At 48.8% G+C, this 23,506-nt stretch carries 19 protein-coding genes; 9 read left to right on the forward strand and 10 right to left on the reverse strand.

Annotated elements, in window-relative coordinates; translation table 11 throughout:
* Positions 1 to 115: 115 nt before the first annotated feature.
* Positions 116 to 922, forward strand: coding sequence for an exodeoxyribonuclease III (gene xth, locus H6F68_RS04215; RefSeq protein WP_190556655.1), 807 nt, complete (start codon positions 116 to 118; stop codon positions 920 to 922).
* A gap of 70 nt (positions 923 to 992) precedes the next feature.
* The gene (locus tag H6F68_RS04220) at positions 993 to 1,880 is read left to right on the forward strand and encodes an SDR family oxidoreductase (protein ID WP_190556657.1); all 888 of its coding nucleotides are present in this window, start codon (positions 993 to 995) and stop codon (positions 1,878 to 1,880) included.
* A gap of 91 nt (positions 1,881 to 1,971) precedes the next feature.
* On the opposite strand, the gene H6F68_RS04225 is transcribed toward H6F68_RS04220, so the two are convergent.
* The 3 genes from H6F68_RS04225 to mnmE all read right to left on the reverse strand — a co-directional run bounded on the left by H6F68_RS04225 (position 1,972) and on the right by mnmE (position 9,161).
* Positions 1,972 to 6,582, reverse strand: coding sequence for an ELWxxDGT repeat protein (locus H6F68_RS04225; protein ID WP_190556659.1), 4,611 nt, complete (start codon positions 6,580 to 6,582; stop codon positions 1,972 to 1,974).
* Between the two features lie 317 nt (positions 6,583 to 6,899).
* Entirely contained in the window at positions 6,900 to 7,676 is a 777-nt protein-coding gene (locus tag H6F68_RS04230; protein ID WP_190556661.1) for a TIGR00297 family protein, read from the reverse strand.
* Between the two features lie 93 nt (positions 7,677 to 7,769).
* A complete protein-coding gene (mnmE, locus tag H6F68_RS04235) occupies positions 7,770 to 9,161 on the reverse strand; it encodes a tRNA uridine-5-carboxymethylaminomethyl(34) synthesis GTPase MnmE (RefSeq protein WP_190556663.1) in 1,392 nt (463 codons plus the stop codon).
* 85 nt (positions 9,162 to 9,246) lie between these two features.
* Here mnmE and H6F68_RS04240 point away from each other — a divergent pair, with 85 nt between their 5' ends.
* Both H6F68_RS04240 and H6F68_RS04245 read left to right on the forward strand, forming a co-directional pair.
* Entirely contained in the window at positions 9,247 to 10,332 is a 1,086-nt protein-coding gene (locus H6F68_RS04240) for a mechanosensitive ion channel family protein (RefSeq protein WP_190556665.1), read from the forward strand.
* A gap of 6 nt (positions 10,333 to 10,338) precedes the next feature.
* A complete protein-coding gene (locus tag H6F68_RS04245; protein ID WP_190431078.1) occupies positions 10,339 to 11,445 on the forward strand; it encodes a mechanosensitive ion channel family protein in 1,107 nt (368 codons plus the stop codon).
* A gap of 23 nt (positions 11,446 to 11,468) precedes the next feature.
* Here H6F68_RS04245 and H6F68_RS04250 read toward each other — a convergent pair whose 3' ends face one another.
* The gene (locus H6F68_RS04250) at positions 11,469 to 12,905 is read right to left on the reverse strand and encodes a YdiU family protein (RefSeq protein WP_190556666.1); all 1,437 of its coding nucleotides are present in this window, start codon (positions 12,903 to 12,905) and stop codon (positions 11,469 to 11,471) included.
* An 89-nt stretch (positions 12,906 to 12,994) separates the two neighbouring features.
* Positions 12,995 to 15,244, reverse strand: coding sequence for a bifunctional (p)ppGpp synthetase/guanosine-3',5'-bis(diphosphate) 3'-pyrophosphohydrolase (locus H6F68_RS04255; protein ID WP_190556668.1), 2,250 nt, complete (start codon positions 15,242 to 15,244; stop codon positions 12,995 to 12,997).
* A gap of 384 nt (positions 15,245 to 15,628) precedes the next feature.
* Between H6F68_RS04255 and patD the strand changes: the two genes are divergently transcribed.
* The 4 genes from patD (at position 15,629) to H6F68_RS04275 (ending at position 19,003) form a co-directional block, all read left to right on the forward strand.
* Entirely contained in the window at positions 15,629 to 16,000 is a 372-nt protein-coding gene (gene patD, locus H6F68_RS04260; protein WP_190556670.1) for a heterocyst frequency control protein PatD, read from the forward strand.
* A 74-nt stretch (positions 16,001 to 16,074) separates the two neighbouring features.
* A complete protein-coding gene (locus tag H6F68_RS04265) occupies positions 16,075 to 16,668 on the forward strand; it encodes a zf-TFIIB domain-containing protein (RefSeq protein WP_190550879.1) in 594 nt (197 codons plus the stop codon).
* A gap of 251 nt (positions 16,669 to 16,919) precedes the next feature.
* Positions 16,920 to 18,641 carry an ABC transporter ATP-binding protein gene (locus H6F68_RS04270; protein ID WP_190556672.1) on the forward strand — a complete coding sequence of 574 codons (1,722 nt, stop codon included), beginning with the start codon at positions 16,920 to 16,922 and terminating at the stop codon, positions 18,639 to 18,641.
* Positions 18,642 to 18,814: 173 nt separating this feature from the next.
* On the forward strand, positions 18,815 to 19,003 hold the full coding sequence (locus H6F68_RS04275) for a hypothetical protein (RefSeq protein ID WP_190556674.1): 189 nt from the start codon (positions 18,815 to 18,817) through the stop codon (positions 19,001 to 19,003).
* Between the two features lie 15 nt (positions 19,004 to 19,018).
* Here H6F68_RS04275 and H6F68_RS04280 read toward each other — a convergent pair whose 3' ends face one another.
* Together H6F68_RS04280 and nrtS are read right to left on the reverse strand one after the other, a co-directional pair.
* Positions 19,019 to 19,780: a methyltransferase domain-containing protein gene (locus H6F68_RS04280; RefSeq protein WP_190556676.1), complete on the reverse strand. Its 762-nt coding sequence runs from the start codon at positions 19,778 to 19,780 to the stop codon at positions 19,019 to 19,021.
* 81 nt (positions 19,781 to 19,861) lie between these two features.
* Positions 19,862 to 20,131, reverse strand: coding sequence for a nitrate/nitrite transporter NrtS (gene nrtS / locus H6F68_RS04285; protein ID WP_190556678.1), 270 nt, complete (start codon positions 20,129 to 20,131; stop codon positions 19,862 to 19,864).
* 304 nt (positions 20,132 to 20,435) lie between these two features.
* On the opposite strand from nrtS, the gene H6F68_RS04290 reads away from it, so the two are divergent.
* On the forward strand, positions 20,436 to 21,155 hold the full coding sequence (locus tag H6F68_RS04290) for a methyltransferase (protein WP_190556680.1): 720 nt from the start codon (positions 20,436 to 20,438) through the stop codon (positions 21,153 to 21,155).
* 130 nt (positions 21,156 to 21,285) lie between these two features.
* On the opposite strand, the gene H6F68_RS04295 is transcribed toward H6F68_RS04290, so the two are convergent.
* The 3 genes from H6F68_RS04295 to H6F68_RS04305 all read right to left on the reverse strand — a co-directional run bounded on the left by H6F68_RS04295 (position 21,286) and on the right by H6F68_RS04305 (position 23,283).
* Positions 21,286 to 22,410, reverse strand: a complete 1,125-nt coding sequence (locus H6F68_RS04295; protein ID WP_190556682.1) for an iron-containing redox enzyme family protein — start codon at positions 22,408 to 22,410, stop codon at positions 21,286 to 21,288.
* Between the two features lie 359 nt (positions 22,411 to 22,769).
* On the reverse strand, positions 22,770 to 22,913 hold the full coding sequence (locus tag H6F68_RS04300) for a hypothetical protein (protein WP_190556684.1): 144 nt from the start codon (positions 22,911 to 22,913) through the stop codon (positions 22,770 to 22,772).
* A gap of 136 nt (positions 22,914 to 23,049) precedes the next feature.
* Positions 23,050 to 23,283, reverse strand: coding sequence for an acetyltransferase (locus tag H6F68_RS04305; RefSeq protein WP_190431066.1), 234 nt, complete (start codon positions 23,281 to 23,283; stop codon positions 23,050 to 23,052).
* Positions 23,284 to 23,506 lie beyond the last annotated feature (223 nt).

A 23,506-nucleotide genomic window follows, 5' to 3' on the forward strand; every position in this document is an offset into this window, starting at 1 on the left:
GTCAAACTGATCTCGCATTTCACCAAGCCGAACTAGTCAAAGCATCTAGCCCGTGGCATACTCCCCCAGGGAGACTGAAACACCCTAAAATTAAAGACCCGATCGCTGAGCCTGCATGAAGATTGCTACCTGGAACGTCAACTCCATTCGCACCCGCCTAGAGCATGTCCTCAACTGGTTGCAAGCCAATCCGGTTGATGTATTGTGTGTGCAAGAAACCAAAGTCATAGACGCTGACTTTCCGCGATCGCCCTTCACCGATTTAGGCTATCACCTCTACATTTCTGGGCAAAAGTCTTACAACGGCGTAGCCCTGATCAGCCGTGCCCCCCTAGAGGACGTAACCGCTGGATTCACTCCTATTTTGGGTGAAGCCTTAGTAGATGAACTCGATGCTCAGAAGCGAGTAATTACAGGGGTTTTAGATGGCATTCGCATCGTCAACCTCTACGTCCCCAACGGCTCCGAAGTGGGCAGCGAAAAGTACGTTTACAAGCTGCGCTGGCTCCAGGTGCTGCGCGAGTATCTTGAAGCTTTATGCCTCAAAGACAGCAGCCAACCCAAAATTTTAGTTTGTGGCGACTTCAACATTGCCCTAGAAGACCGAGACATCCATAACCCCAAGGGCCGTGAAAAACACATTATGGCCTCGGATCACGAGCGCGCCGCTTTGCAAACAGTTCTGGATCTGGGCTTTGCAGATGCCTTTCGCAAATTTACTGCTGATGGCGGTCACTTTAGCTGGTGGGATTACCGCTCTGGCTCGTTTCAACGCAACAGCGGTTGGCGGATTGATCATCACTACTTAACTCCCGCCTTGTATGAACGGGCGATCGCTTGCACCATCGACGTTGCCCCCCGCCAACTAGAGAAGCCCAGCGACCATACGCCTGTAATTGTTGAACTGGAGGTCGCCCTTTAGATAGTTGCAAACTCTTCAACTGAACTTGCTACACTGCATCAGATAGTTCACCTTCCAGTTGAGTACCCCTATGTTTTTAGTCACTGGAGCCACCGGAGGGCTAGGTCGCAAAATTGTCCACACTCTGTGTGAGCAAGAAAAAGCGGTGCGGGCTTTTGTGCGGTTAACCTCCCGCTATGCCGAACTAGAGCATCGTGGCGCAGAGATCTTTATTGGCGATTTGCGACAAGAACGCGATATCCAAAAAGCGTGCCAAGGTGTGCAATATGTCATCGGCACTCACGGTGCGACTGGCTCTAGTGATGGTGATGCCCAAACCCTAGACTACCGCGCCAATATTGACTTAATTGATGCCGCTAAAGCGAATGGCGTGCAGCACTTCGTCTTTATTTCGGTGCTAGGAGTCGATCGCGGTTACGAAGACTCTCCCACCTTCAAAGCCAAGTTTGCGGTGGAGCGCTACCTACAAAACAGCGGCCTCAGCTACACCATCCTGCGGCCCTCTGGGTTTTCGTCTAACCTGCTGCCTCTCGCCGAGCAGTTTAGCAACACTGGCATCTATCTCTTGATTGGCGATCCTCACAACCGTTCCTCTATCGTCAGCACCGACGACCTCGCCAGAATTAGTGTTGATGCTGTTTCTAACGAAGCTGCTCACAATCAAATCTTTGCTGTGGGTGGACCCGAAATATTAAAGCGATCGGATATCCCTGCCATCTTTGGCCGCATCTTTGATCGCGACCCCATCGTGATTAATCCTCCCTTATTCCTATTCGACGGTGTGAGAACCGCAGTGGGGCTGGTCAACGCCAGAACCCAAAAGGCTTTCGGCACTCTTCGAACTCTCCTTGCTAATGAGTTTTTCTGCACTTCCAAGGAGATCGAGCGTTTAGAATCCACCTTCCACATCAAAATGGAATCCCTCGAAACCTTTCTGCGGCGTTATTTGAGTGTTTAACTACCTATAAAAAGAGAGTGAGTTTATTCGCCCACTCTCTTTTAAGTTTTTTCAGGTCAGGTCAATGAGGGCGATCGCTAAGAAGACGCTTTTACAAAGCCCACAGCTCTCTACCATTAATGCCATCCTTCGCTGAAAAGTAGAGCGTACCATTAACATTGCTAAGGAGAGTAGGAAAAGAGCCAGCTCCTCCCTCATAGATATCTTGTACAAGAACTGTACCAGCGGTGCTTCCATCACTTTTCCATAGCTCAAGCCCATAAGTGCTGTTGATGGCGGTGAAGTATAAGATTTCATCAACATTAACGAAATTGCCAGCAGCAGAACTGGATATGCCTGGATTGATATCTTTCACTAGCGCAGTTCCGCCAGTGGTTCCATCACTCTTCCACAACTCTGTGCCATTAAGCCCATCATCGGCTGAAAAGTAAAGCGTGCCATTGACGTTCGTAAGATTGCTAGGTGTAGAACTGCCAGCACCGGGGTTGATGTCTTTCACTAGAGCTGTACCAGCAGCAGTGCCATCGCTCTTCCACAACTCGGTACCACTTGCGCCATCGCTCACTGTAAAGTAGAGCGTGCCATTGACGCTCGTAAGATTGCTCTTGATATTGGTGGAACTGCTGGCTACAGAATCGCCATCACCGGGATTGATATCCTTAACCAAGGTTGTGCCAGCAGCAGTGCCATCACTCTTCCACAACTCGGTACCTGTATTAGGTGTGTCGGCTGTGAAGTAAAGTATGCCATTGACATTCACAAAGTTAGCTGGAGAAGAATGGTCTGTTCCAGGATTGATATCCTTAACCAAGGTTGTACCAGCAGCAGTGCCATCACTCTTCCACAACTCTAAGCCACTAGCAGAGTCAAATGCACTGAAATAGAGTATTTCATTGATATTGGTGAGAAAACCTGATAAAGAAGCATTGGCTCCTACCTGAATATCCTTCACTGAGGCTGTACCAGCGGCAGTACCATCACTCTTCCATAGCTTCCTACCAGGAGTGCCGTCATCTGCTATGAAGTAAAGTTGACCATTGACGTTTGTGAAATTAGAGGGCTCTGCACTCATAGAGCCTGGGTAAATATCCTTAACAAGCACTGTCCCTGCGTCTGTGCCATCGCTCTTCCACAATTCATTACCAAAGGTACTGTCAGACTTAATGAAGTAGAGTATCCCATTAACGTTAGTGAGACTATAGCCAACTGAGGTATACCCTTCATCTAGAAACGATTGGACGAGCGTAGTTCCAGCAGCAGTGCCATCACTCTTCCACAGGCCAGCAGGTCCCCAGCTTGTAACAAAATAGAGCGTACCATTAACATTGGCTGCCGGATAGGGGGAAGAGCTGCCAGCACCAGGGTCGATATCTCTCACTATAGTAGGTGAGCCACCACTGGTCACAACTTCTAGAGCAAAGCTACTGTTGAGTGTGGTTGCGCCATCAGTGACGCTGAAGTCGAAGCGATCGCTGCTCACCTCTCCACTTGTATTTTGATAGGTGAGACGACCGCCGTTGATATCATCTTGCGTGAAAGTTTGTCCTGCGGCGAGAGCAACATTATTGAAGCTGAGAATACCCTCCGTTGGTAATTGGTTAAGGGTATAAATAATTTGAGTTGCAGGGGTTTCCTCATCAGTCACTAGCAGAGAGAAGTTACTGATCGTGACCGTTTGTCCCGGTCGTACCGTTCGGCCTGTGTTTTTGGTAATGATAGGCGCATCGTTCAGAGGATTGACTGCAATCTGAAAGCTGTTGTCCCTGAGAGTATTTCCTGCCGCATCCACCACACTAAAGCTGAACTGATCAATGCCCACTGAATATGGCTTTCCATTGTGCTGATAGCTGAGGCGATCGCTATCAATATCCTCTTGGGTAAAGGTTTGGTTAGTACCCACCAAAACACCGTTGAGCTTCAAAATGCCTTGGTTAGAAGCCTCTTTGAGTGTGTAAACCAATTGAGCTGCATTGTTGTCTGTATCAGTCACTTGCAGTTGGCTTGCAGTCAAAGTAACACTATCGCCTTCATTCAGTGTTAAACCTTGATTAATCCTGAGAGTCGGTACTGCATTGGCTCCAAAATTGATGTTCTCAACGGTCTGGTTATTACTCAAATTGACAGTGCGGGTGCCAGGACGTCCCAAACCAAACATTCGCACGCCCGCAGTTGTAGACATGAACAAGAACTGCCCATTATCACTCACGGTCATCATGCCAGTGCCATAAGGCGTAGACGTATTGCCATAGAAGTCAGAAGCGATGTCTTCACCAATATCGAGGCGATATAACTCCTCCCAAGTTTGGGTGTCAAAAGCAATGATCTGATCAGCAGCAGAACTAGCCCCATAGAGAATATCTCGAACTGGATCAAACGCAACACCACTGTCAACTCCAAATAGAGTTTGAACTCCAGCCAAGTTTTCATCCAGAATAGAAACTCCGTTCCCCCACTCCAATGCAATTAGCGAGCCGTTCCGATTGGCAGCAGACAAACTGCTACCAAGATAAGTATTTGTCAGTTTTGCTGATGAGAATTGATTCTGAGTCGTGTTGTAAGTAGAAAGAGGCCCAGTGGAGATGCCATCTTGAGTAATGAATAGCAAAGAGCGGTCTGCACTGCGGGTAATTTGAGCGCCCCCATAGTAAGAACCTACATCGGTTCGCTGGGTAATGGTGTCCGTACTTAAGTCAAGCTGACGAGGCTGCGCCCACCAACCAAAAGACCTCACAATAGCTAGGCCATTACTACCAATGGCTACATCACTGGGGAGGTCATCGTAGTTCAAATCAAAAGTCAGATTGGTGACAGTCCCATCATTGAGGTTCACCTTACGAATGAAGCCTTGAGCTGCGCCTTGCTGCCCCTCGGCCACATAGACAGTACTACTATCTACAGTAATATCGCCACCCACTAAAGAACTACCCACATCAAAAGGTGTCAACAGGGTACGAGTGGTAGCATCAAAACGCTCTAGATCTCCATCGTCAGTCGTGATATAGAGATAGTTGCGCTTTGGATCAAAGATCAGATCGTTATGATTAGTGATAGGAATAAGTAAGCTTTGGCCAGGGAATGTTTGTCCCCACCTAGATTGAGGTATCTCAGCCACAGTATAGACACCTGGAGCTAGGGCAACAAAGCTGTAATCACCGTTAGCATCCGTAGTGGTAGAAAGCTCATTAGTATCCAATTGGTTGTTTTGGTTCTGATCGAGATAGATCGTCCAGCCTGCTAAACCTGCCTCATCTGTATCCTGAATACCATCACTGTCGCGATCGCTCCACTTTGTACCTTGAATAGAGGCAGTGGCGGGAGCAGGAACAGATGTAGGCGTAACTGAGAGATTGAGATTGTAGTTGGTGTTTGTGTATTCTGTTTCAGGAGAGACCTGTAAATAGTAGGTACCTGGTGCTAAAATCTCGACAAAATCTGGCACGAAAGTATTGGAAATCGTAGTTATGGTTTGGAGAACTTCACCCTCATCCACTACCCCATTATTGTTAGCATCCTGAGCCAGCTTTAAACTGACTACCCCACCCCCACCAGTAAAACTAAGCGATTGCCGCCATTCTTGAGCCGTTGACAAAGTGAACTCATACCAGTCAGAACTGTCGCTGTTGCCCACAAAGTCAGTTAGACTAAGTGGCGTAGAGCCAAGGCCAATCGCGCGAGCAGTAGCTTCGGAATTACCTGCATAGTCACTGCCTGGACGACCTTCCCCTTGACCAAACGTTAGGTAGTGTTCATAGGCTTGCTGGTAATTGAAGCCTGCTGAAATCAGGTCGGGATTGTTCGCCAGATAAACTTGAACATCAAAGTTAGGAGAAGCCAGTCGCCCTTCTGCCAAACCATAGCGCTGGAAGTGCTCATATATGCCTCGTTCGTTAAGCCCAGCCGCCACTAAATCTGGATTGAGAGAGCGATAGTAGTTCAAGTCGAAGGCTGGCGCAAAAACTCGGCTCTCCCGCAACCCGTACATCTGAAAGTGCTGTAGCAACTGAGTATTGTTCAGTCCAGCATCAATCAAGTCTAGGTTGTTCGCCTTATAGTAGTTGAGATCAAAGAAGGGAGTGAACTTTCGGCTTTCATTCAGCCCATAAGTTTGCAAGTGCTCTAAAGCCAGGTGGCGATTGCCTGCAAAGGCTTGATTCACATCTGGGTTATTCGCCAAGTAAAAATTGAGATCTACAAACGGAGAAAACGCTCGGCTTTCATTCAACCCATACATCTGTAAGTGCTGCAATACTCCAAATCGGTTATTGCCATAGAAGGCAGCTACATCTGGATTATTGGCTAGATAGAAGTTGAGGTCTACAAAGGGAGAGAAAATGCGAGCTTCGCTCAAGCCATAGGTCTGTAAATGTTGAAGAGCCTGCTCGCGATTCCCTGCAAAGGCTTGGTTGACATCGGGGTTATTGGCCAGATAAAAGTCAAGATCTAAGAAGGGAGAAAACGCTCGACCTTCTGCGACACCAAAATCTTGCAGGTGCTGGAAGAGCTGCTGATTGCTAGTTAGACCTGCTGCTGCCAAGTCAGGATTACGAGCTTGATAAAACTGGAGGTTGACAAAGGGAGAGAAGATGCGACCTTCACTCAAGCCGTAGGTAAGGAAGTGAGAAGATGCCTGCTCATCTGTAAGGCCAGCCAAATCAGAATTAAAGGCACGATAAAAATTAGCATCGAACAGCTGGGCAGGCATAAATTATCTTCCTTGCAAATAACGACAAACCGCAACACTAGCAGCAAGCTCTAGTTTCGTCACTCAGGTAGAATAGAGCGCAACTAGGCTTTATGAGCAAAAAATTGAGGGCTGATATGGCTCAGTTTAGGTATAGCTTTCGCTTTCAACTGAGACTAGTGAAACTACAAAGATTCACAGGGATTTTACGGAAGCCTCAAAGATTTCAATGTCTTTAAACATTACTCTTTCTCAGATATAATCCTTGTTTTTTCTGGTCAGTACTAGTGATATGGCTTCAGGAATGCGATCGCCTCAATCTCTATTTCTGCAAGGATCTAAGGAGAAATTAACCAAGCTAGTGAAATTGCTGCAACTGCCCCAATCAAGGTATTCAAGATATTCACCACTTCGTTGGTGAGCCAATCATATTTAGATTGCAGTGTTGCCCCGATCACACTTTCTAGATTAGTGGCAATGAAGGCTGCAATAATGCACAAAGCAACGCCTAACAAACTAATTAAACCCACGCCCCATCCGACAAGGGCGATCGCGGCAGAAGCTAAGATGCCCGCTAAAGTACCTTCTAAACTGACAGCGCCTTCAGTTCCGCGTGGTACGGCTTGGAGGGTAGTAATCAAGAAAGTGCGTTTACCGTAGGCTTTTCCTACTTCACTGGCTGAGGTATCCGAGAGTTTGGTGCTAAAGCTAGCTACATAACCGAGGAGGAAGAGAGGGATAAAGAGACGATCGCTATTAGCAGGATTCAAAAGAGGAACAAGAAACGCTCCTAACGCACATAAAGCACCTACTAATGCAGAACCCCAGACATTTTCTGGACCTCTTGCGCCAGAACGTTTTTCAGCAATTCCTTCTGCCTCCTTTTGGGCCATGCCAATCCGAGTTACAGCAGAGCCAACCAAGAAATAAAACATCACGACTACATATCCCTGCCAGCCTAATGTCCCCCAAATTAGGACACCCAGAAACCAGGCATGGAGTAGACCTGCTGGAGTGAGAAGTTTCTTGGGAGCGAACCATGCGATCGCCGCTAGAACAGAGTTAAGAGCCAGAGCAATTAGCCAGGGATTGAAGGACGCGAGTTCAGCAGGCATATCTCAGGTTGCATTAATGGGGATGTAGTCATTCAAGCAAAAATTATTGAGCTTGCACCTCTGCTTTGAATTTTTTGAAGATTGCTTCCGGGGCTATTTACCGATACAAAAACGACTAAAGATGCGATCGAGCACGGATTCGGTGACTTCTTCGCCTGTGATTTCTCCTAAGGCTTGAATGGCTCCCCGTAGGTCGATTGTCCAGAAGTCGAGGGGGAGGCGATCGCTCATCGTGGCTTGGACCTGCTGGAGGGCAGTTTTAGCGCGAGTGAGGGCGGCGGCTTGGCGTTGGTTGATGGCTAAATCGAGGTTGGCAGCTTGCAAATTTTCAGTTTGGACAGTGGCGAGGATGGCTTGCTCTAAGTCAGCAATGCCTTGATTTTGGGCGGCGGCTGTCCTCACAACCCGCCAGATCGGTGCAGGATAAGTGATGGATTCTAGATGGGAAGTGGCGACTAGATCGATTTTGTTGATGACTAAAATTAGCGGTCGGTGCTGCACTTGGTCGTAGATGGTTTGGTCGGCCTCTGTCCAACCTGCTTGAGCATCGATGGTAAATAGCACCAAATCAGCGGCTTGGGCTGCTGATCGCGATCGCTCTACGCCAATTTTTTCCACTTGGTCTTCAGTGTCGCGGATTCCCGCAGTATCCAACACTTGCACGGGGATACCACCGACTACTAGCTGAGACTCGACCACATCACGGGTGGTGCCAGGGAGATCGGTAACGATGGCGCGATCGCTGCGGCTCCAAGCATTGAGCAAGCTGGATTTACCAACATTGGGACGACCGACGATCGCGACTTTTAGGCCAGCCCGCAGCAGTTCTCCTTGTTCGGCAGTTGCCAGAATCCGAGTTACTTCAGCCACTACTTGATGCATTTGGGCTTGAATTTCGGGTTCATTTAAAGGTGGGAGGTCTTCTTCAAAGTCAATCCGGGCTTCAATTTCGGCCAAGATGTCTAAACAAGTGGTTCGGAGTTGACGGATGGGATGGGCGAGTTTACCTTGCAAGCCTGCTAGAGCAGTTTGAGCAGCCTGAGGCGATCGCGCTCCGACTAAATCGGCAATACTTTCGGCTTGAGTCAAGTCGAGTCGGCCATTCAGGAAAGCTCGGAGGGTAAATTCTCCTGGTTGGGCCAGTTGTGCTCCCTGTTCTAGGCAAAGCTGCAAAACCTGCTGCACCGCCATGATGCCACCGTGACAGTGAAACTCGACGACATCTTCACGGGTGTAGGAACGGGGAGTCAGCATTAGTAGTAGTAAGGCTTCGTCTACCACTTGTTGGGTTTCGGGGTGGCGCACATAACCATAGAGAATTTGGTGACTCTGCCAAGTTTGGTGTCCAGGGGCATGAAACAAGGTTTTGGCGATCGCAACTGCTTCAGCCCCAGACATACGAACAATGCCGACGCTACCTTGTTGCGGCACAATGGCGGTGGCGATCGCGGCGATCGTTTTTCCCTGTGTGACTCTCCTAGACATGATTGCTCCGTAACTAGAAGGCTTCAATTACTTGCCTACCCTTCATAATAGGGGCTGGGATGGAAACGCCAAGAGGAATCGTCCAATGTTAGATGCTTTGGGCACTGGCACCGGAATTGAGTTAAGTTTGCTCGCATTGGTGGGGCTGCTGCTAGTGTTTGGCAGTCGTCGGCTTCCTGCCTGGGTTAACTGGATGCTCGATCGCTTTGCCTCGCCAGGGGTGAAAGAGTTTTACCAAAAAGTCGTGGAGCCACACCAAGAACTGGGATGGATAGTGGCGATTTTGGGATTGGTAGAACTTCTAGCACTATTGATTCCTGAAAAGCGGGGGCAGGCGTTTGTTGAAGTGCCCGTCAGCCTGGGTCTAACTATTACAGCAAGTTGGTTTGTTTCCCGGTTATTCAAGCAATTTTTTGAGTTTTATATTTTAGAAGCAGTTATTAAAAGTGGGCGGAAGTCGAATAGTGAATTCCTGATTTTGATGCAACTGCTGGTGAATATTGGCATTGTCATCATCGCGATCGTACTCTTTGCCCAAACACACCGCATTAACATCGTTGGCTTAATTGCTAGCTTAGGCATTGGCGGTTTGTCTGTGGCTTTTGCCGCCCAGAAAACACTAGAACAACTCTTAGGAGGAATTGTTTTATATCTCGATCGCCCCTTTGTCGTAGATGACTATATTGGCTTACCAGATGGTGTGTTTGGACGAGTGGAATCGATCGGTTTACGCTCAACTAAAATTCGCACATCTGGCAAAGGAACTTTAGTAATTGTGCCTAATAGCTCTCTGACACAGTTAACAATTGAGAATTACACAGGCGGCAAGAAAGTGATGGCTTTGGTTTACTTGAATTTCTATCAAGTCATTGCGATCGCTGACCGAGCTTTAGTCCAACAAATCATTATTGATAGTACAGATGATATTTTTGGCATCGATACCCAGAATACTATTGTTACGTTTAAGGACTTCACCGATGCTTTAGGACAGGCGCGATCGCAAGCTCAAGTTACCTTCTTTATTTTGGGCTCAGAAGAAGTTTCGATGACGCTGCGGCGGCAACTTCTTTACATTGCCAATCAAACCATTACAGAAAAACTTAAAACCTACGGCATTACATTTGATATTGAAGAGCCAACCATTTATGTGGATGCTCCCATCACCATCTAAATCTAGATGAACATCGCTAATTCAGTTTCTAGCTTCCTGCAAGTTGATGTTGCCAGAGCAATATTGCAAAGAGCAACCGTTTTCTTATTATTTTTGCTGCTCTCTTTACTAGTTGGCCGCTACACTCCTGAAATTGTCAAGTTAGTAATTCGACGGTTTTCGCCAGAGCAAGTTGCGGAAATTTACGATCATTTAATTGAACCAATCAAACCAATTTTCAAGGTTGCTGGCACGTTCGTTTTAATTTCCTGGTCTCTAGCTTGGATTCGAGTCTATCCTGCGTTTTATGGCTTTATTAAGCCGTTTATTGATCTAGCAGTCGTTATAAGTTTAGCTTGGCTTGCTTCTAGGTTATTTCGGCAATTTGTTCGCACCTATGGCATTGATTTAGTGCGGAAAGTGGGCCGAGAAGTCGATGAGCTGTTGCTGGTGGTAGAAACGTTAGCCAATGTCTTAATTGGATTTATTGCTGTCTTTGCTTTTGCTCAGAGTCAGCAGTTTAACTTAATTGGCTTGATGGCAAGCTTAGGTTTAGGGGGGTTGGCGATCGCCTTTGCTGCCCAAAAAACCCTGGAGCAATTGCTAAGTACTGTGGTGTTGTATCTCGATCGCCCCTTTGAGCCAGGTGACTATATTCGCTTGCCGAGCGGGTTGTTTGGTCGTGTCGAATCGATTGGCTTGCGGTCGACTAAAATTCGCACTGCGGCTAAAAGTACGCTGTTTATTGTGCCAAATTCGACTTTGGCTAATTTAGAAATCGAAAATATCACTAGGGGCAAGAAAATCATGGTCTTGCTCTATCTAGACTTCCTAAATAATCTGCAAGATCGAGAGCAAGCTTTAGTACAACAAGTAATTATCGAAAGTACAGATTCAGTGTTTGGGATTGACCCAGGCAGCACCAATATTACTTTTACTCAACAAGCTCCACCTCAAGCGACGCAAGCCAGAGTCACATTTTTTATCTTGGGTTCTAGTGAAAACTCCCTGCAACTCAGGAAGCGATTGCTAGAGGTTGCCAATACTAAAATTTCTCAACAACTGAGAAACTTCGGTATTGAGTTTGTACTACAAGAACCCACAATTTATATTGAATCTCCCATCACCATATAGCGTTGATTGAAGCGCGATCGCGCTTAATTTCCGGTGCGAATCTTAGCTAGCAAATCGTAGAACGGTTGCCAGTTATCTTCTTCGGTGATTGGTGCCCAAATCGCTTCAATTTCAGGGCGGATCAATGGTGTCGTGGGGTTATGTCGGTTGAGTCTTTGAGCGATGTGCTCCATTTCCTCGATGGGCTGGCTGATTAGCAGGGTGTGATAATGCTGCCGCCAGCTATCCAAACAGGCTTTTTGCTCATCAATGGTAGCAAAGTCAGCAGTTTGAAGAATGCCGCCATCTTCTCGCCAACTGGCGTTGAACTGTTGTTTTAGCTCACGGAAGAAAGCGTGATATCCCACTTCACACACTTCCAGCAATTGCAGCGTCCGTTTAATGAGTTCATCGGTCTCAGCTTCTGGTAGCTCAGCGAAGCCGAGTTTCTGCAACATACGTTGGCGGTAAGTGGCATAGTAGTAGTCACCAAACTTCGCTAAGCCCGCTTCCATATCTGCAAGCTCAATCACCGCAGACAGCGGAGTTTGCAGCATTTCCAAGTTTAACTGACAGATTCCGGGTTGGTTGCCATAGCAGTAGCGCCCAGAATAGTCAAAATATGCTGCCGTAAACCGCAGATCGTAGCGATCCATAAAGGCATAGGGGCCGTAGTCGAAGCTCTCCCCAGTGATCGACATATTGTCTGTGTTTAGCACCGCATGACAGAACCCTACGGACATCCACTGCGCTGCTAGTTCTGCCACCCGCTGCACTAGCTCTGCATAGAACAGGACATAGCGATCGCTCTTTCCTTGCAAGTGAGGATAGTAGTATTCGATCACATGGTCTAGCAGCTTTTGAATCAGATCTTTGCGTTTCAAGTAATGCAATCGCTCAAAGGTGCCAAAGCGGATATGCGATCGGTTAAAGCGCACCATTACCGAGGAGCGAGTCGGAGAGGGTTCGTCGCCGCGCCACAAGTTTTCTCCAGTTTCAATCATGCTTAAGCAACGAGAAGTCCGTACGCCTAAATAGTTGAGTGCTTCTGCTGCTAAGACTTCCCGCACGCCACCTTTTAGCGTCAATCTGCCGTCGCCACCGCGAGAGTAGGGAGTAGTGCCAGAGCCTTTGGTGCCAAAGTCGTAGAGTTCACCATCAGTACCGCGCACTTGACCGTAAAGGAAACCGCGACCATCCCCCAAAAAGGCATTATATTCGCCAAACTGATAGCCGTGGTAACGCATTGCCAGCAGCGGTTGGCGGCCCTCAAATCTCCCAAACGCCTCAATGAAGTCTTCGTCTGTCACCGCTTGCGGGTCGAGGCCGATTTTGGGCAGGAGGTCATCGTTGCGCCACCGCAAAGTTTGGGCAGGAAACGCAGCGGCAGCAACCACATCAGAGTAGTCTTCCCCCAGCGATTCAAACGCAGGTTCGTAGTTGAGAGCCAGGAAGGGATTGGTACGAGCAGCGGGGGTCATGCAAGATCACAGGTAGTCGTCCGGACTCCTTCATCCTGCCACTGATTCACCTGACTTGTGTGCTGGGTTAGTAGCGCGATCGCCTTGGCTTAATCTTCGATTTGGTTCAGGCGACGAATATTCAGCACATCACTCAGTTTCTTAACTTGGCTAAAGGTACGCTCTAGCTGAGCATGGTCGCGAATATCAATGCCGAGGTTGATCGTCGCTGTTTGGTCGGGGAAGGTCTTCACTTGAGCATTGCGGACGTTGATGTTGTTGTCGGTCAGACGAGACAGAATATCCTTCAGCACCCCGACGCGATCGATCACATCAATTTGAATATCCACCGGATAGTTCTGAGGTCTAGCTCGCTCCTCGTCAATCGGGTTCCAACTCACAGGAACGAGGCGATCGCCGGGAATTTGGTCGCTGTTGTGGCAACCTTGACGATGAATCGAAATGCCATGACTCCCGCGCGTCACCACCCCAATAATGCGCTCACCAGGGACGGGGTTACAACAACCCGCCAAGTGATACAGCAACCCTTCGACTCCGGCGATCGGCGACTTGCTAGTGGGGGCGACAGGGACAGGCCGAGTGCTGGTATGCAGTGGCAACACTTCTGGCACAGGTACTACAGGTTGTTGCGCCTTGACTGTTTCTCGTAAACGGTTAACGACCAAGCTGAGGGTGACTTCTCCATACCCCAAAGCTGCTAGCAAATCTTCCACACTGTGATAGTTGCAGCGCTCTGCCGTCACTTGCATGGGTTGAGACTTAAGCAGAGCATCAAAGCCGCTCTTGCCCAATTCTTTTTCTAACAGTTCTCGACCCCGCAATAGATTCTCATCTCGGTGCGATCGCTTGTACCACTGCCGGATGCGGTTGCGAGCACCACTGGTGACAACAAAGTTCAGCCAGTCGAGGCTGGGGTGTGAGTTTTTCTGTGTCAGAATTTCAACAATATCGCCGTTCTGCAATGGCGTATCTAGCGTGACGATGCGGCCATTCACCTTAGCGCCCGCACAGTGGTTGCCTACTTCGGTATGAATGCGGTAAGCAAAGTCAACCGAGGTCGCACCAGGACAGAGAGGCACCACATCGCCTTTGGGAGTAAAGGCGTAGACATCGCCATCAAATAAGTTATCTTTGACGCTCTCTAAATATTCCTGAGCATCCTTGAGATCACTTTGCCACTCTAGTAACTGCCGCAGCCAGGTGAACTTTTCATCAGAGGCTGTCAGCAGCGTACTACTGCCCCCTGTTTCCTTATATTTCCAGTGAGCGGCGATCCCGTATTCTGCCACATGATGCATTTCGACAGTCCGAATCTGGACTTCCAACGGACGTCCATTCAGGCCGATGACGCTGGTATGCAGAGATTGATAGCGGTTGGACTTGGGCAAGCCGATGTAGTCTTTGAAGCGACCGGGGATCGGGCGAAACGAGTCGTGAACCACGGCTAAAGCGCGATAGCACTCATCGTTGTTTTGCATGATCACCCGCACCGCAGCTACATCGTAGATCTCATGGAATTCTTTTTGCTGCCGCTGCATCTTTTGATAGATGCCGTAAAGATGCTTAGGACGACCACTAATCTCCGAATGCTGCACCCCAATTTGCTGGAGGCGATCGCGCAAAATTTCTGCTACTTTGTTGAGCCGCTCTTCGCGATCGGTGCGCTTTTCGGACACCAACTGCTGCATTTCGCGGTAGGCTTCGGGCTCTAGGTACTTAAACGATAAATCTTCCAATTCCCACTTAAACCGTCCGATCCCCAAGCGGTTGGCGAGTGGTGCAAAGATTTCTCTGGTTTCCTGGGCAATGCTGCGGCGCTTCGCTTCGGGTAGGTGCTCCAGGGTCCGCATATTGTGCAAGCGATCGGCTAGCTTCACCACAATCACCCGAATATCTTGAGCCATTGCCAGAAACATGCGACGGAAGTTCTCGGCTTGACGTTCTCGCTTGCTAGAGAAATTAAACTTCGACAGTTTGGTGACTCCTTCTACCAACCGCCTCACCTCTGGGCCAAAGCGTTCCTCAATTTCCTCGGCTGTCACTTCGGTATCTTCTACCACATCATGCAAGAAGCCCGCAGCAATCATGGCGCTGCTGCCTCCCAAGTCTCGCAGTAACCCTGAAACGGCAACAGGATGAGCGATGTAAGGTTCCCCAGAGGCGCGGTACTGCCCTTCATGCAGTTGATAGGCAAACTCGAATGCCCGACAAATGAGGTCTGTTTCCTCAAAATGACCAGTCGCATTGGCCTCAGAAGCTTTTTGCTGTGTGAGCAAGCATTCCTGAAGCCAGTCAGGAACGACAAAGGGGGTAGTGGGAACTGTTGCCGTTACGTTCATGCTGTGGAAGTGAGGGAAGAATAAGGGGCGGTAGAGTATGGCTGATTCTACTGCATCTAAATGTGTTTAGATATACAAGCATGCCCAGCCAGTAAGCAATTAGCTATTGTGATAGAGGTTGTATAGAGATGCGATAGCTGTTGCAATAGAGGGGACTTGCGGTGCAAATCCACGGAAAATAATCGAAAAACCGTGATCCCCGCCTCGCTGAAGCCAAATCACGATGATATTTGAGTTAAAAAATACTAACGAATATAAGGTTGATTTAATTAAAGTTGGTAGCTTGCCTTTAAACCTTAAGGTCGCAGCCTCAAAGCTGCATCAAACCTTAGGTTTAATAGTAGGAACAAACTCTTATTCTAATCTTAACTAAAGACGCGCCGAATGTTGCCAGAGGCTCATCGCCAAATCTATCAAGAATTTCTGCGATCGCTAGAGCAGCTTCAAGTAAAAGCGACTCAAGCGAAGCCTGATCCCGCTGCCTTAATCGTGGCATTTCAAGAGATCCAGCAGTTTTTTCAGCGCCAAGTTCTAACGCTCAGTTGGGAAAATCATCCTGATACGACGGTGGAACAGCGTGTACAGTCTTATCAAATTGAAATGAATAAACAACTCAAGTTGATGGGAACGGACGTCATGTTCTTGCAAGCAGCTCGCCAATCGAGTACGGCTCAGCAGCGCCAGGTGCAGATTAGCGATCGCCTGAATTTGCTGATTGGGTACTGTAATGTGCTGTTGCAAGTGGATGAGGGGTGACGTTTACCCTGATTCCCCAACCTGATACCCTAATCGTTAAATCGGCAAGTTCTACTGGAGGGGGAAGCTAGCCTGTGCAATGTCCCAAAGATCGACGAGTAGAGCTGGTAGATAGTACGCTGGCTCCTGCGTTGGCAGCGAAGTGCTGCCCTGATTGTCAAGGTACTTGGATTCCAGCGACGGAGTACGAATCTTGGCAAGCTCATCAACCTCAGCCAACGGTTGATGCACTGCCGAAGGTGCTGGATGTGGAGTTTGTCCAGTCTCCGTTTGATACGAAGGCTGCGTTGTGCCCGGAGTGCGGTCGCTACTTATCGCGGGCAAAGGTGGGCGTGAGAATTCCTTTTTATGTGGAACGCTGCCTGGATTGTGGCGGAATCTGGTGCGACCACGGGGAATGGGATGTTTTAGAGAAGATGGGGCTGCATACGGTAATTCAGCAGCTTTTCTCTAGTGAGTGGCAAACCCGCATTCGAGAGAAGGAGTACGCGATCGCGGAGCAACAGGCGACAATTGATAAGTTGGGGCCAGAGTTGGCGGCGCGGGTGTTTGAGTTGGCGGAATATTTGCAGGCACATCCAAATGGGGATTTTGGGGTGGCCTATTTGATGCGGCGGTTTGATAAGCCGGAGCCGTTAAAGAAGATTTCTATGAGTCAGGGGCCTTAGTTTTTTTGTCTAGAACCGAACCCTTGGGGGCGCTTGCCCCCAAACCCCCGCTGAGGGACGGTTGCGTCCCCCAGACCCCCTCCAAACGAATCTAGCTGTCAGCGTTTCGATACTTTTGGTTCTTCTGTTTTCTCATTCCTGCCCCCGTTATCTACCCCTATCCTCCTAAACTCCTAACTCTTCACTTCTGACTCCTCACTTCTCTCCCCTTTCATCATTCATCCCTCCTCTCTCCTTCATCCTTCTTCCCTATGGCTTCCGACGCTCTGTTTTGTGTAGAAAATCTCCGAGTTGCCTATCCTGCTTCAAGTCGGGGGCAGACGACTACTGGGGGAATCTATTGGGCGGTGGATGATGTGTCGTTTACACTGCAACCGGGCGATCGCTTGGGATTGGTGGGGGAGTCGGGCTGTGGGAAGTCTACCCTGGGGCGGGCTGCGATGCGGTTGTTACCTCCTGCAAGTCAGGTGGAGGGGCGGGTGACGTTTCGGGGGCAGTCGGTGTTTGATTTGTCTCCGGGGGAGTTGCGGCGGTTTCGGGGTGAGGCGGTGGCGCTGATTTTCCAAGATCCGATGACTCGGCTTGATCCGTTGATGACGATTGGAGAGCATTGTCTGGAGACGCTGCAAGCTCATCAGCCGCAGTTGTCACGGCGAGAGGCAAAGGAGCGGGCGACCGCAACATTGGAGGCGGTGAAGATTCCGGCGAGTCGTTGGTCGCAGTACCCGCATGAGTTTAGTGGGGGGATGCGGCAGCGGGTGGCGATCGCGTTGGCGCTGTTGCTAGACCCGAAGCTGATTGTGGCGGATGAGCCGACGACGAGTTTGGATGTGACGGTTTCGGCCCAGATTTTGCAGGAGCTGACACGACTGTGTGCAGAGCGGGAGATGGCGCTGCTGCTGATTTCGCACGATTTGGCGATGGTGGGGGAGTACTGCGATCGCATTGCGGTGATGTACGACGGCAAGATGGTGGAAACGGGACCAACTGCTTTGGTGCTAGAGAAACCCCAGCATCCCTATACCAAAGCTTTGTTGGAATCGGCGCTGCATATTCAGGCAGTTCCGGCGGATGCACCGATTCCATTACCAGATCTTTCGAGTTCTGAGTCTGCTGGCGATGAGTTAAGTTCAAGGGCGATCCCCGACCCTTGGGCCTCCCCGGAAGCGTTGCTGCGGGTAGAAGATTTGAAGCAGTATTACACGCTGGAGCAAAATTTCATCGCGCGTCTGTTTAACAAAGAAGAGCAGACGATTAAGGCGGTGGATGGAATCAACCTGGATCTGTACCCAGGTGAAACGCTGGGCTTGGTGGGTGAGTCGGGTTGTGGCAAGAGTACGTTGTCACGCACGATTTTGCAGTTGATTCAGCCTACGAGCGGCAAGGTTGAGTTTCTGGGAGAAGACCTAACTCGCCTCTCTAAGGAAGCCATGCGGCAGCAACGGCGACAAATGCAAATGGTGTTTCAAGACCCGCGTGCTTGCCTCAACCCGCTGATGACGGTAGGTCAGAGTATTGGCGATCCGCTGGTGATTCACCAGTTGGCAAACTCGGTTGAGGTGAAGCAGCAGGTTTTGTACATGCTGAAGCGGGTGGGACTCACGCCTGCTGAGGAATTTTACCAGCGCTACCCAGCAGATCTCTCTGGAGGCCAGCAACAACGAGTAGCGATTGCCCGTGCCCTAATTACTCGCCCGAAGCTGCTAATCTGCGATGAGCCTGTGAGTATGCTGGATGCAACGGTGCAAACGCAAGTATTGGAGCTGATGCGGGAGCTAAAGCAGGAGTTTGAACTCACCTATCTCTTCATCACTCATGATCTCTGGGTGGCGCGTTTCTTCTGTGATCGCATTGCGGTGATGAATGGCGGCAAGATTGTAGAAATCGGCTCAACCAAGGAGATTTTTACCAATCCGAAGCACCCCTACACTCAAACGCTACTGGGGGCGGCTCCGCTACTAGCTCGACACTAATCGCTTGGCACCCAGTAACGCAACTTGTGAGGAAGCATTGCAATTTAGGCTAGCGACCTCAATCGTGATCTAGCTTGAAGGTAAGCTCTGCGATCGCAACATAGGCAGAGTTGGAATAGATCGTAGCCAGGCGTTGCGATCGGGAGCATAACCTATGGCAGAACCGGAAGTATTTGGACTGTCCCAAGTGTGGCAAGAAGGGCTTGGTGCGGTGCTTGCACAGCGAGGATGATTTGTTTCAGTGCGTCTATTGTGACTACAGCCACGACTTAACGAAAGCTAAAGACGCTGATGGAGGGACAGGCACAGTGTTTCTAGCGATCGCATCTGCTCTTCTAATCGCTTTACTCTTGCTGGGTTAAGGATAGAAGCTAGGTTTAAGGCTTGAGGGCGATCACGCGAATCCGGCGGTAATCGGCTACCCAAATGCCGTTTTGGTAGAGTTGAGGACGGATGTGCTCAGCAATTCGGGCAAGAAAAGTTGCTTGTTGTTCAGTGGGAACGGCTTGCAGAAAAGACTGGGCGAACATCTTGATCCAATTTTGGATGCCGTCTGCGTCGGTGAGGGGCGTAGGGCGATCGAACAACGCCGCAAAACAGACTTCAAAGTCTTGCTTTTCCAATAGGGCTGTATATTCGCCAATGCTAGGGAAGTACCAAGGGTTAAGGGCTTCGGGGTTGGGATGGCCGCTCTCTTTCAAGCCTTGCTCTAAGGCAGAAGCGATCGCTTGCACATTGCCTTTGCCGCCGAACTCGACCACCAAGCGGCCTCCTGGTTTCAGGGCTTGCCACATACTAGCAATCGCAGCTTCGGGTGGCTTGACCCAGTGCAGCACGGCATTGGAGAAGATGGCATCAAACTCTTCTATAAAAGGTAGGTTGGTGGCATCAGCGACTTCAAAGCGTAAGTTGGGATAATTTTGCTGGGCTTGGGCAATCATGCTGGCGGCACTATCAATGCCAAGAACTTCAGCACCGCGATCGCTAATCTTTTGAGTGAGTGACCCAGTGCCACAGCCTAAATCGAGAATCTGTTCCTCTAGTTGCGGATCGAGTAAATCTAGTAATGCCGCACCATACTCAGCGACAAAACTATGTTTGCGATCGTATAGGTCAGCGTTCCACTGATGAGTTGTCATCGTCTTCATTCCCCAAAACTGCTGTTGGTTCAGTTTATTCGTGGGGGCATCAATTCCAAGGAGAGCCGAGATAATTCTTGTTTAAATCTCCTGTGTACTGACTTCAATCAAGGGCCTGCTTTGCTGCCCTCGACAGCGGCTAGTATGTTGCCCGTAGACATTCACGAGATAAGGCATGAGATAAGTTAAGGCTCCAGAGATCCAGCGATCGCGGGTCATGTCACCTCGGAGCGTCGCAGAACCGTGATTGATCACAAACAAGAGAGAGCCAACGAATAAAGCTGTTTTCAGGCCAGTGGGAATAAACTCTTTGTCGAACAAGCTAGCCAGATAGCCTTTGATTCCCTTCATCGCCAATGAGCCATCACATCTAATGCTCAAGTTAAACTATTTCGCCTATTGAAGCTGTGGAACAAATAGCAAACATTTTGAACAAAATGTGGTATGAGCAGCGATATAACTGCTTTAGTTAGTAACTAGTTGATCTAAGGAGTGATCGCCTCTTGAAGCTAGAGATTATCACTTTCTTTACTTTGAGAAACAATGATCCCAATCACAAGCAGACAAACCAAACCTTTAGATATAGAACTGGTGGCAGAGGTTACAGAAATGCTGAGCAACTATCTTTTGGATAGGTGTTTAGTTAAAATACTTCATGCTTCTCTCATCTAGACCGCTAAAAGATATATTCTTCTGTCCTGAAGAGTCAAACTTTTATTCAAACTGTATAGAAAATCTAGTTCTCAAGCATTGCGTTGGTTCAGAATCTATTATTGAATTTGGCTCAGGCGACGGTAGTCCCGTAATCCAAGCTTTACTCAGAACTGAATTTGAAGGCACTGTTCACGGTTTTGAAATCAACCCTTTAGCTTCTGACGTTGCCAACGAAAAGATTAGCGAACAAGGATTAAGCGATCGCTATCAAGTGCACTGCAAATCCTTCTTCGATTCCCTTAAGTTTCAGGCGGATTACTTAATCTCAAATCCCCCTTACTTACCCGCTGTAGACAACAAACTTTATCAGCCTTTACTACATGGCGGCGTTGATGGAATCACTATCACCAAGAAGCTACTCTCTTGCAATCATAAAAATGTCTTAGTCATGGCCGCTAGCTATTCCGATCCTCAAGGATTGGTAGACTACGCCAGTGAGCAAAACTACTTCGTTTCCGACTTCATCATTTCACCCTTATCCTTCGGTTACTACAGCTCTGACCCCAAAGTGCAAAGTAGAATCGCTGAAATGCGTCGAGAGAACCGCGCCTTCTACTCCGATAACCTATATCTCCTAGCTGGAGTGCTATTCACCAAGCAAGAAACCACCGATAAGGAAGATGTCTCCCCGGAACTCATGCGGTTGATGACAGCGCTGTAAAACTTACACTGTGGTATCTCTCCCCAAAGTCCCTCTCTTTTTAGGAGAGGGACTTTTAATATGTTTTTGCAATATATTCTTTAACTCCCCTTCCCTGGTAGGGAAGGGGCCGAGGGTTAGGTCTTATATCTCAATCTAACGTCGCTGCCGTATCTGCTTCTCGCACCGATCGCACCATTGCATCTCCCGCGCGATCACCAATCAGCTTCTCTTGGTCATATCCCAATACAATCTGCCAAGCCTCATTGGGATAGCGATCGGCCAGAGGCAACGCCACATCATCAATCATCCAACGACCATGACGCTCGTCCTCACGGATATGTAGCTCCCAGTAACCAGAGGCCGTATCCGACAGGTTCAAGCGTTGTGCCGCCGTCATGTAATTACGATAAATCCAAGGGCCAGCAATTTCAAAATAAGCTAAGCCACCGTTGTAACGGAGGTAGTGCTGCTTGCACTCAGTTAGCAAGAAGTTATGGTTAATGCTCGCCAACACTTCCCAAGGCACCAGGTCAAAATACGCCTCTGGCTCTGTGCTCAAGCCCAACTCAGCCATCATATTTGCAAAGAAAGTTGAGTGCTTGCGGTTCAGCCGTCCGTTGCCGTACTCCTCCAACAACACCCGCACCAACGTGCAATGCACCTCATTGCTGGCACCGCCCAAAATCCGTACTAGTCGGCTCGCTTCCACCAAGCCATCAAAAGACGCGATCGCCAACAAACGACGATACCCGGCCAAAGTCGCTTCTTCCCGGAGATAACAGCTACTCGCATTCAGAGGTGGATCGAGGTCAGCATCAGAGCGCTCAATCAGCGCTTGCTTCACCGCTGCCAGATCCAACTGCCGCAACGCCGCCACATCCAACTGCTGGCCTTCCCAGACCTGCCAAACCGACTCAATCCGGTTGCGAATTTGTTGTAGATAGAACGATCGCTCATTGATGTAATGGCGTAGATCGTCATACCAGAAAAACTTGAGGCGATTAATTCGATACAGCACCCGCTGCACAAAACGATGAGCCGCTTCTGCTTCAGGCTGCTCATTTACATAAGCTGCATCTAAAGCGATCGCTAACACTCGCTCAAAATCTTGAACCAATCCTGGCTCCGCCTGCACTCTCTGGTCCAGATCTTCTAGTTCCAGTAACCGAACAAATTGTTGCTCCGCCTCCAAGTAGTTGGGAGCTACTTGAGCTTCGGATACAGCGCTGACTCCAGCCTTCGGGTTCTGGAGCATCATCGTACTGCTCTGCATGAAATCTTCCTTTGTGTTGAAAACAGCTAATCGCGATCGCTCAAAAGCTCTCCGCTACGAAACCTCAGGACACGAGTGCCAAAGCAGTGCCAGAAGTTTACTGTCTTCAAAGTAACGAAACCACACAAACTCTCCGTCCATCCCCAGAAGGACAGCGACTTCTACCTTTTGACGTGTCGGAAAGAAAGAATGAAAGGTAACAAGCTAGAAGCCAAAGTATCAAAGCGCTCACACCTTAAACTCGTCTGGAAGGGGGTCTGGGGGACGCAGCCGTCCCTCAGTGAGGGCTTGGGGGCGAGTGCCCCAAAGGTTCGGATTTACCAGAAGCTAAGCGTGGCAAACCTAAACATGACAAAACCCTAAACCACCACTCCCGCAAAGAAAACCATCATTACCAGCCAAATCCCCAAACCACAAGCCAAAATCACCATCACCTCCCAGGCCAACGAATGACCCGATGATCCTGGCACACCCTCATGCAACAATTTATTATGGCTAGCCATCTGACTACCCTCCTAAATCTAATTACCTATCCGAAAACTCAGAGCCGTCTGAGACGCTCAACCCTGACAAATTGTCTTCGGATAGAGTCTTCAGGGTTTAGCCTACATAGATCATAGCAACACCATAGGCCCTATGTTATGAAGCCATTGCCGCAGGAGAAGTGTTCTCCCGATAATGACTATCTAACCAGCAGCGCGGCAAAGATTCACCTGAAGGAAAAATCAACTCCGTTTTAGCAAAGGATTTTGGATCTTGCTCCTCTTGACCATCTTGAATACGACCCTGCACCTTATCGTGCATAGGATTAGCCAAGTCTTCAACAGAAATCACTTCAATCAAAGCGTCATCGTTTTGTTGCTTAAGAAACATAGATAATCTCCTAAATTTAAGTTTCAACCTGAAGATAACTAAAGTGACGAAACCGTTAGATCTTGCAAGCTTGGCTCAGGCTAATGCAGAGATGCCTAGCTCAACGCCCCCCTTTAGCTATATCTTCGACTTTATGAAGCCTGGCAACCCATTAAAGTCTGAGTTTCAACCGTTTCACTACACAAATACTTCCACTACACGAATAAGTCGTGATTAAAGCGTC

This window comes from Trichocoleus sp. FACHB-262 (assembly GCF_014696035.1).
Lineage (GTDB): Bacteria > Cyanobacteriota > Cyanobacteriia > FACHB-46 > FACHB-46 > Trichocoleus.

Excerpts from the sequence above, each read along its gene's own strand:
- patD (WP_190556670.1), top strand. The coding sequence starts at position 15,629 with ATGTTGCCAGAGGCTCATCGCCAAATCTATCAAGAATTTCTGCGATCG.
- H6F68_RS04220 (WP_190556657.1), top strand. The coding sequence starts at position 993 with ATGTTTTTAGTCACTGGAGCCACCGGAGGGCTAGGTCGCAAAATTGTC.
- H6F68_RS04225 (WP_190556659.1), bottom strand. The coding sequence starts at position 6,582 with ATGCCTGCCCAGCTGTTCGATGCTAATTTTTATCGTGCCTTTAATTCT.
- H6F68_RS04230 (WP_190556661.1), bottom strand. The coding sequence starts at position 7,676 with ATGCCTGCTGAACTCGCGTCCTTCAATCCCTGGCTAATTGCTCTGGCT.
- H6F68_RS04255 (WP_190556668.1), bottom strand. The coding sequence starts at position 15,244 with ATGAACGTAACGGCAACAGTTCCCACTACCCCCTTTGTCGTTCCTGAC.
- H6F68_RS04250 (WP_190556666.1), bottom strand. The coding sequence starts at position 12,905 with ATGACCCCCGCTGCTCGTACCAATCCCTTCCTGGCTCTCAACTACGAA.
- H6F68_RS04305 (WP_190431066.1), bottom strand. The coding sequence starts at position 23,283 with ATGTTTCTTAAGCAACAAAACGATGACGCTTTGATTGAAGTGATTTCT.
- H6F68_RS04290 (WP_190556680.1), top strand. The coding sequence starts at position 20,436 with ATGCTTCTCTCATCTAGACCGCTAAAAGATATATTCTTCTGTCCTGAA.
- H6F68_RS04245 (WP_190431078.1), top strand. The coding sequence starts at position 10,339 with ATGAACATCGCTAATTCAGTTTCTAGCTTCCTGCAAGTTGATGTTGCC.
- xth (WP_190556655.1), top strand. The coding sequence starts at position 116 with ATGAAGATTGCTACCTGGAACGTCAACTCCATTCGCACCCGCCTAGAG.
- H6F68_RS04280 (WP_190556676.1), bottom strand. The coding sequence starts at position 19,780 with ATGACAACTCATCAGTGGAACGCTGACCTATACGATCGCAAACATAGT.
- H6F68_RS04240 (WP_190556665.1), top strand. The coding sequence starts at position 9,247 with ATGTTAGATGCTTTGGGCACTGGCACCGGAATTGAGTTAAGTTTGCTC.
- H6F68_RS04270 (WP_190556672.1), top strand. The coding sequence starts at position 16,920 with ATGGCTTCCGACGCTCTGTTTTGTGTAGAAAATCTCCGAGTTGCCTAT.
- H6F68_RS04300 (WP_190556684.1), bottom strand. The coding sequence starts at position 22,913 with ATGGCTAGCCATAATAAATTGTTGCATGAGGGTGTGCCAGGATCATCG.
- mnmE (WP_190556663.1), bottom strand. The coding sequence starts at position 9,161 with ATGTCTAGGAGAGTCACACAGGGAAAAACGATCGCCGCGATCGCCACC.
- nrtS (WP_190556678.1), bottom strand. The coding sequence starts at position 20,131 with ATGAAGGGAATCAAAGGCTATCTGGCTAGCTTGTTCGACAAAGAGTTT.
- H6F68_RS04295 (WP_190556682.1), bottom strand. The coding sequence starts at position 22,410 with ATGCAGAGCAGTACGATGATGCTCCAGAACCCGAAGGCTGGAGTCAGC.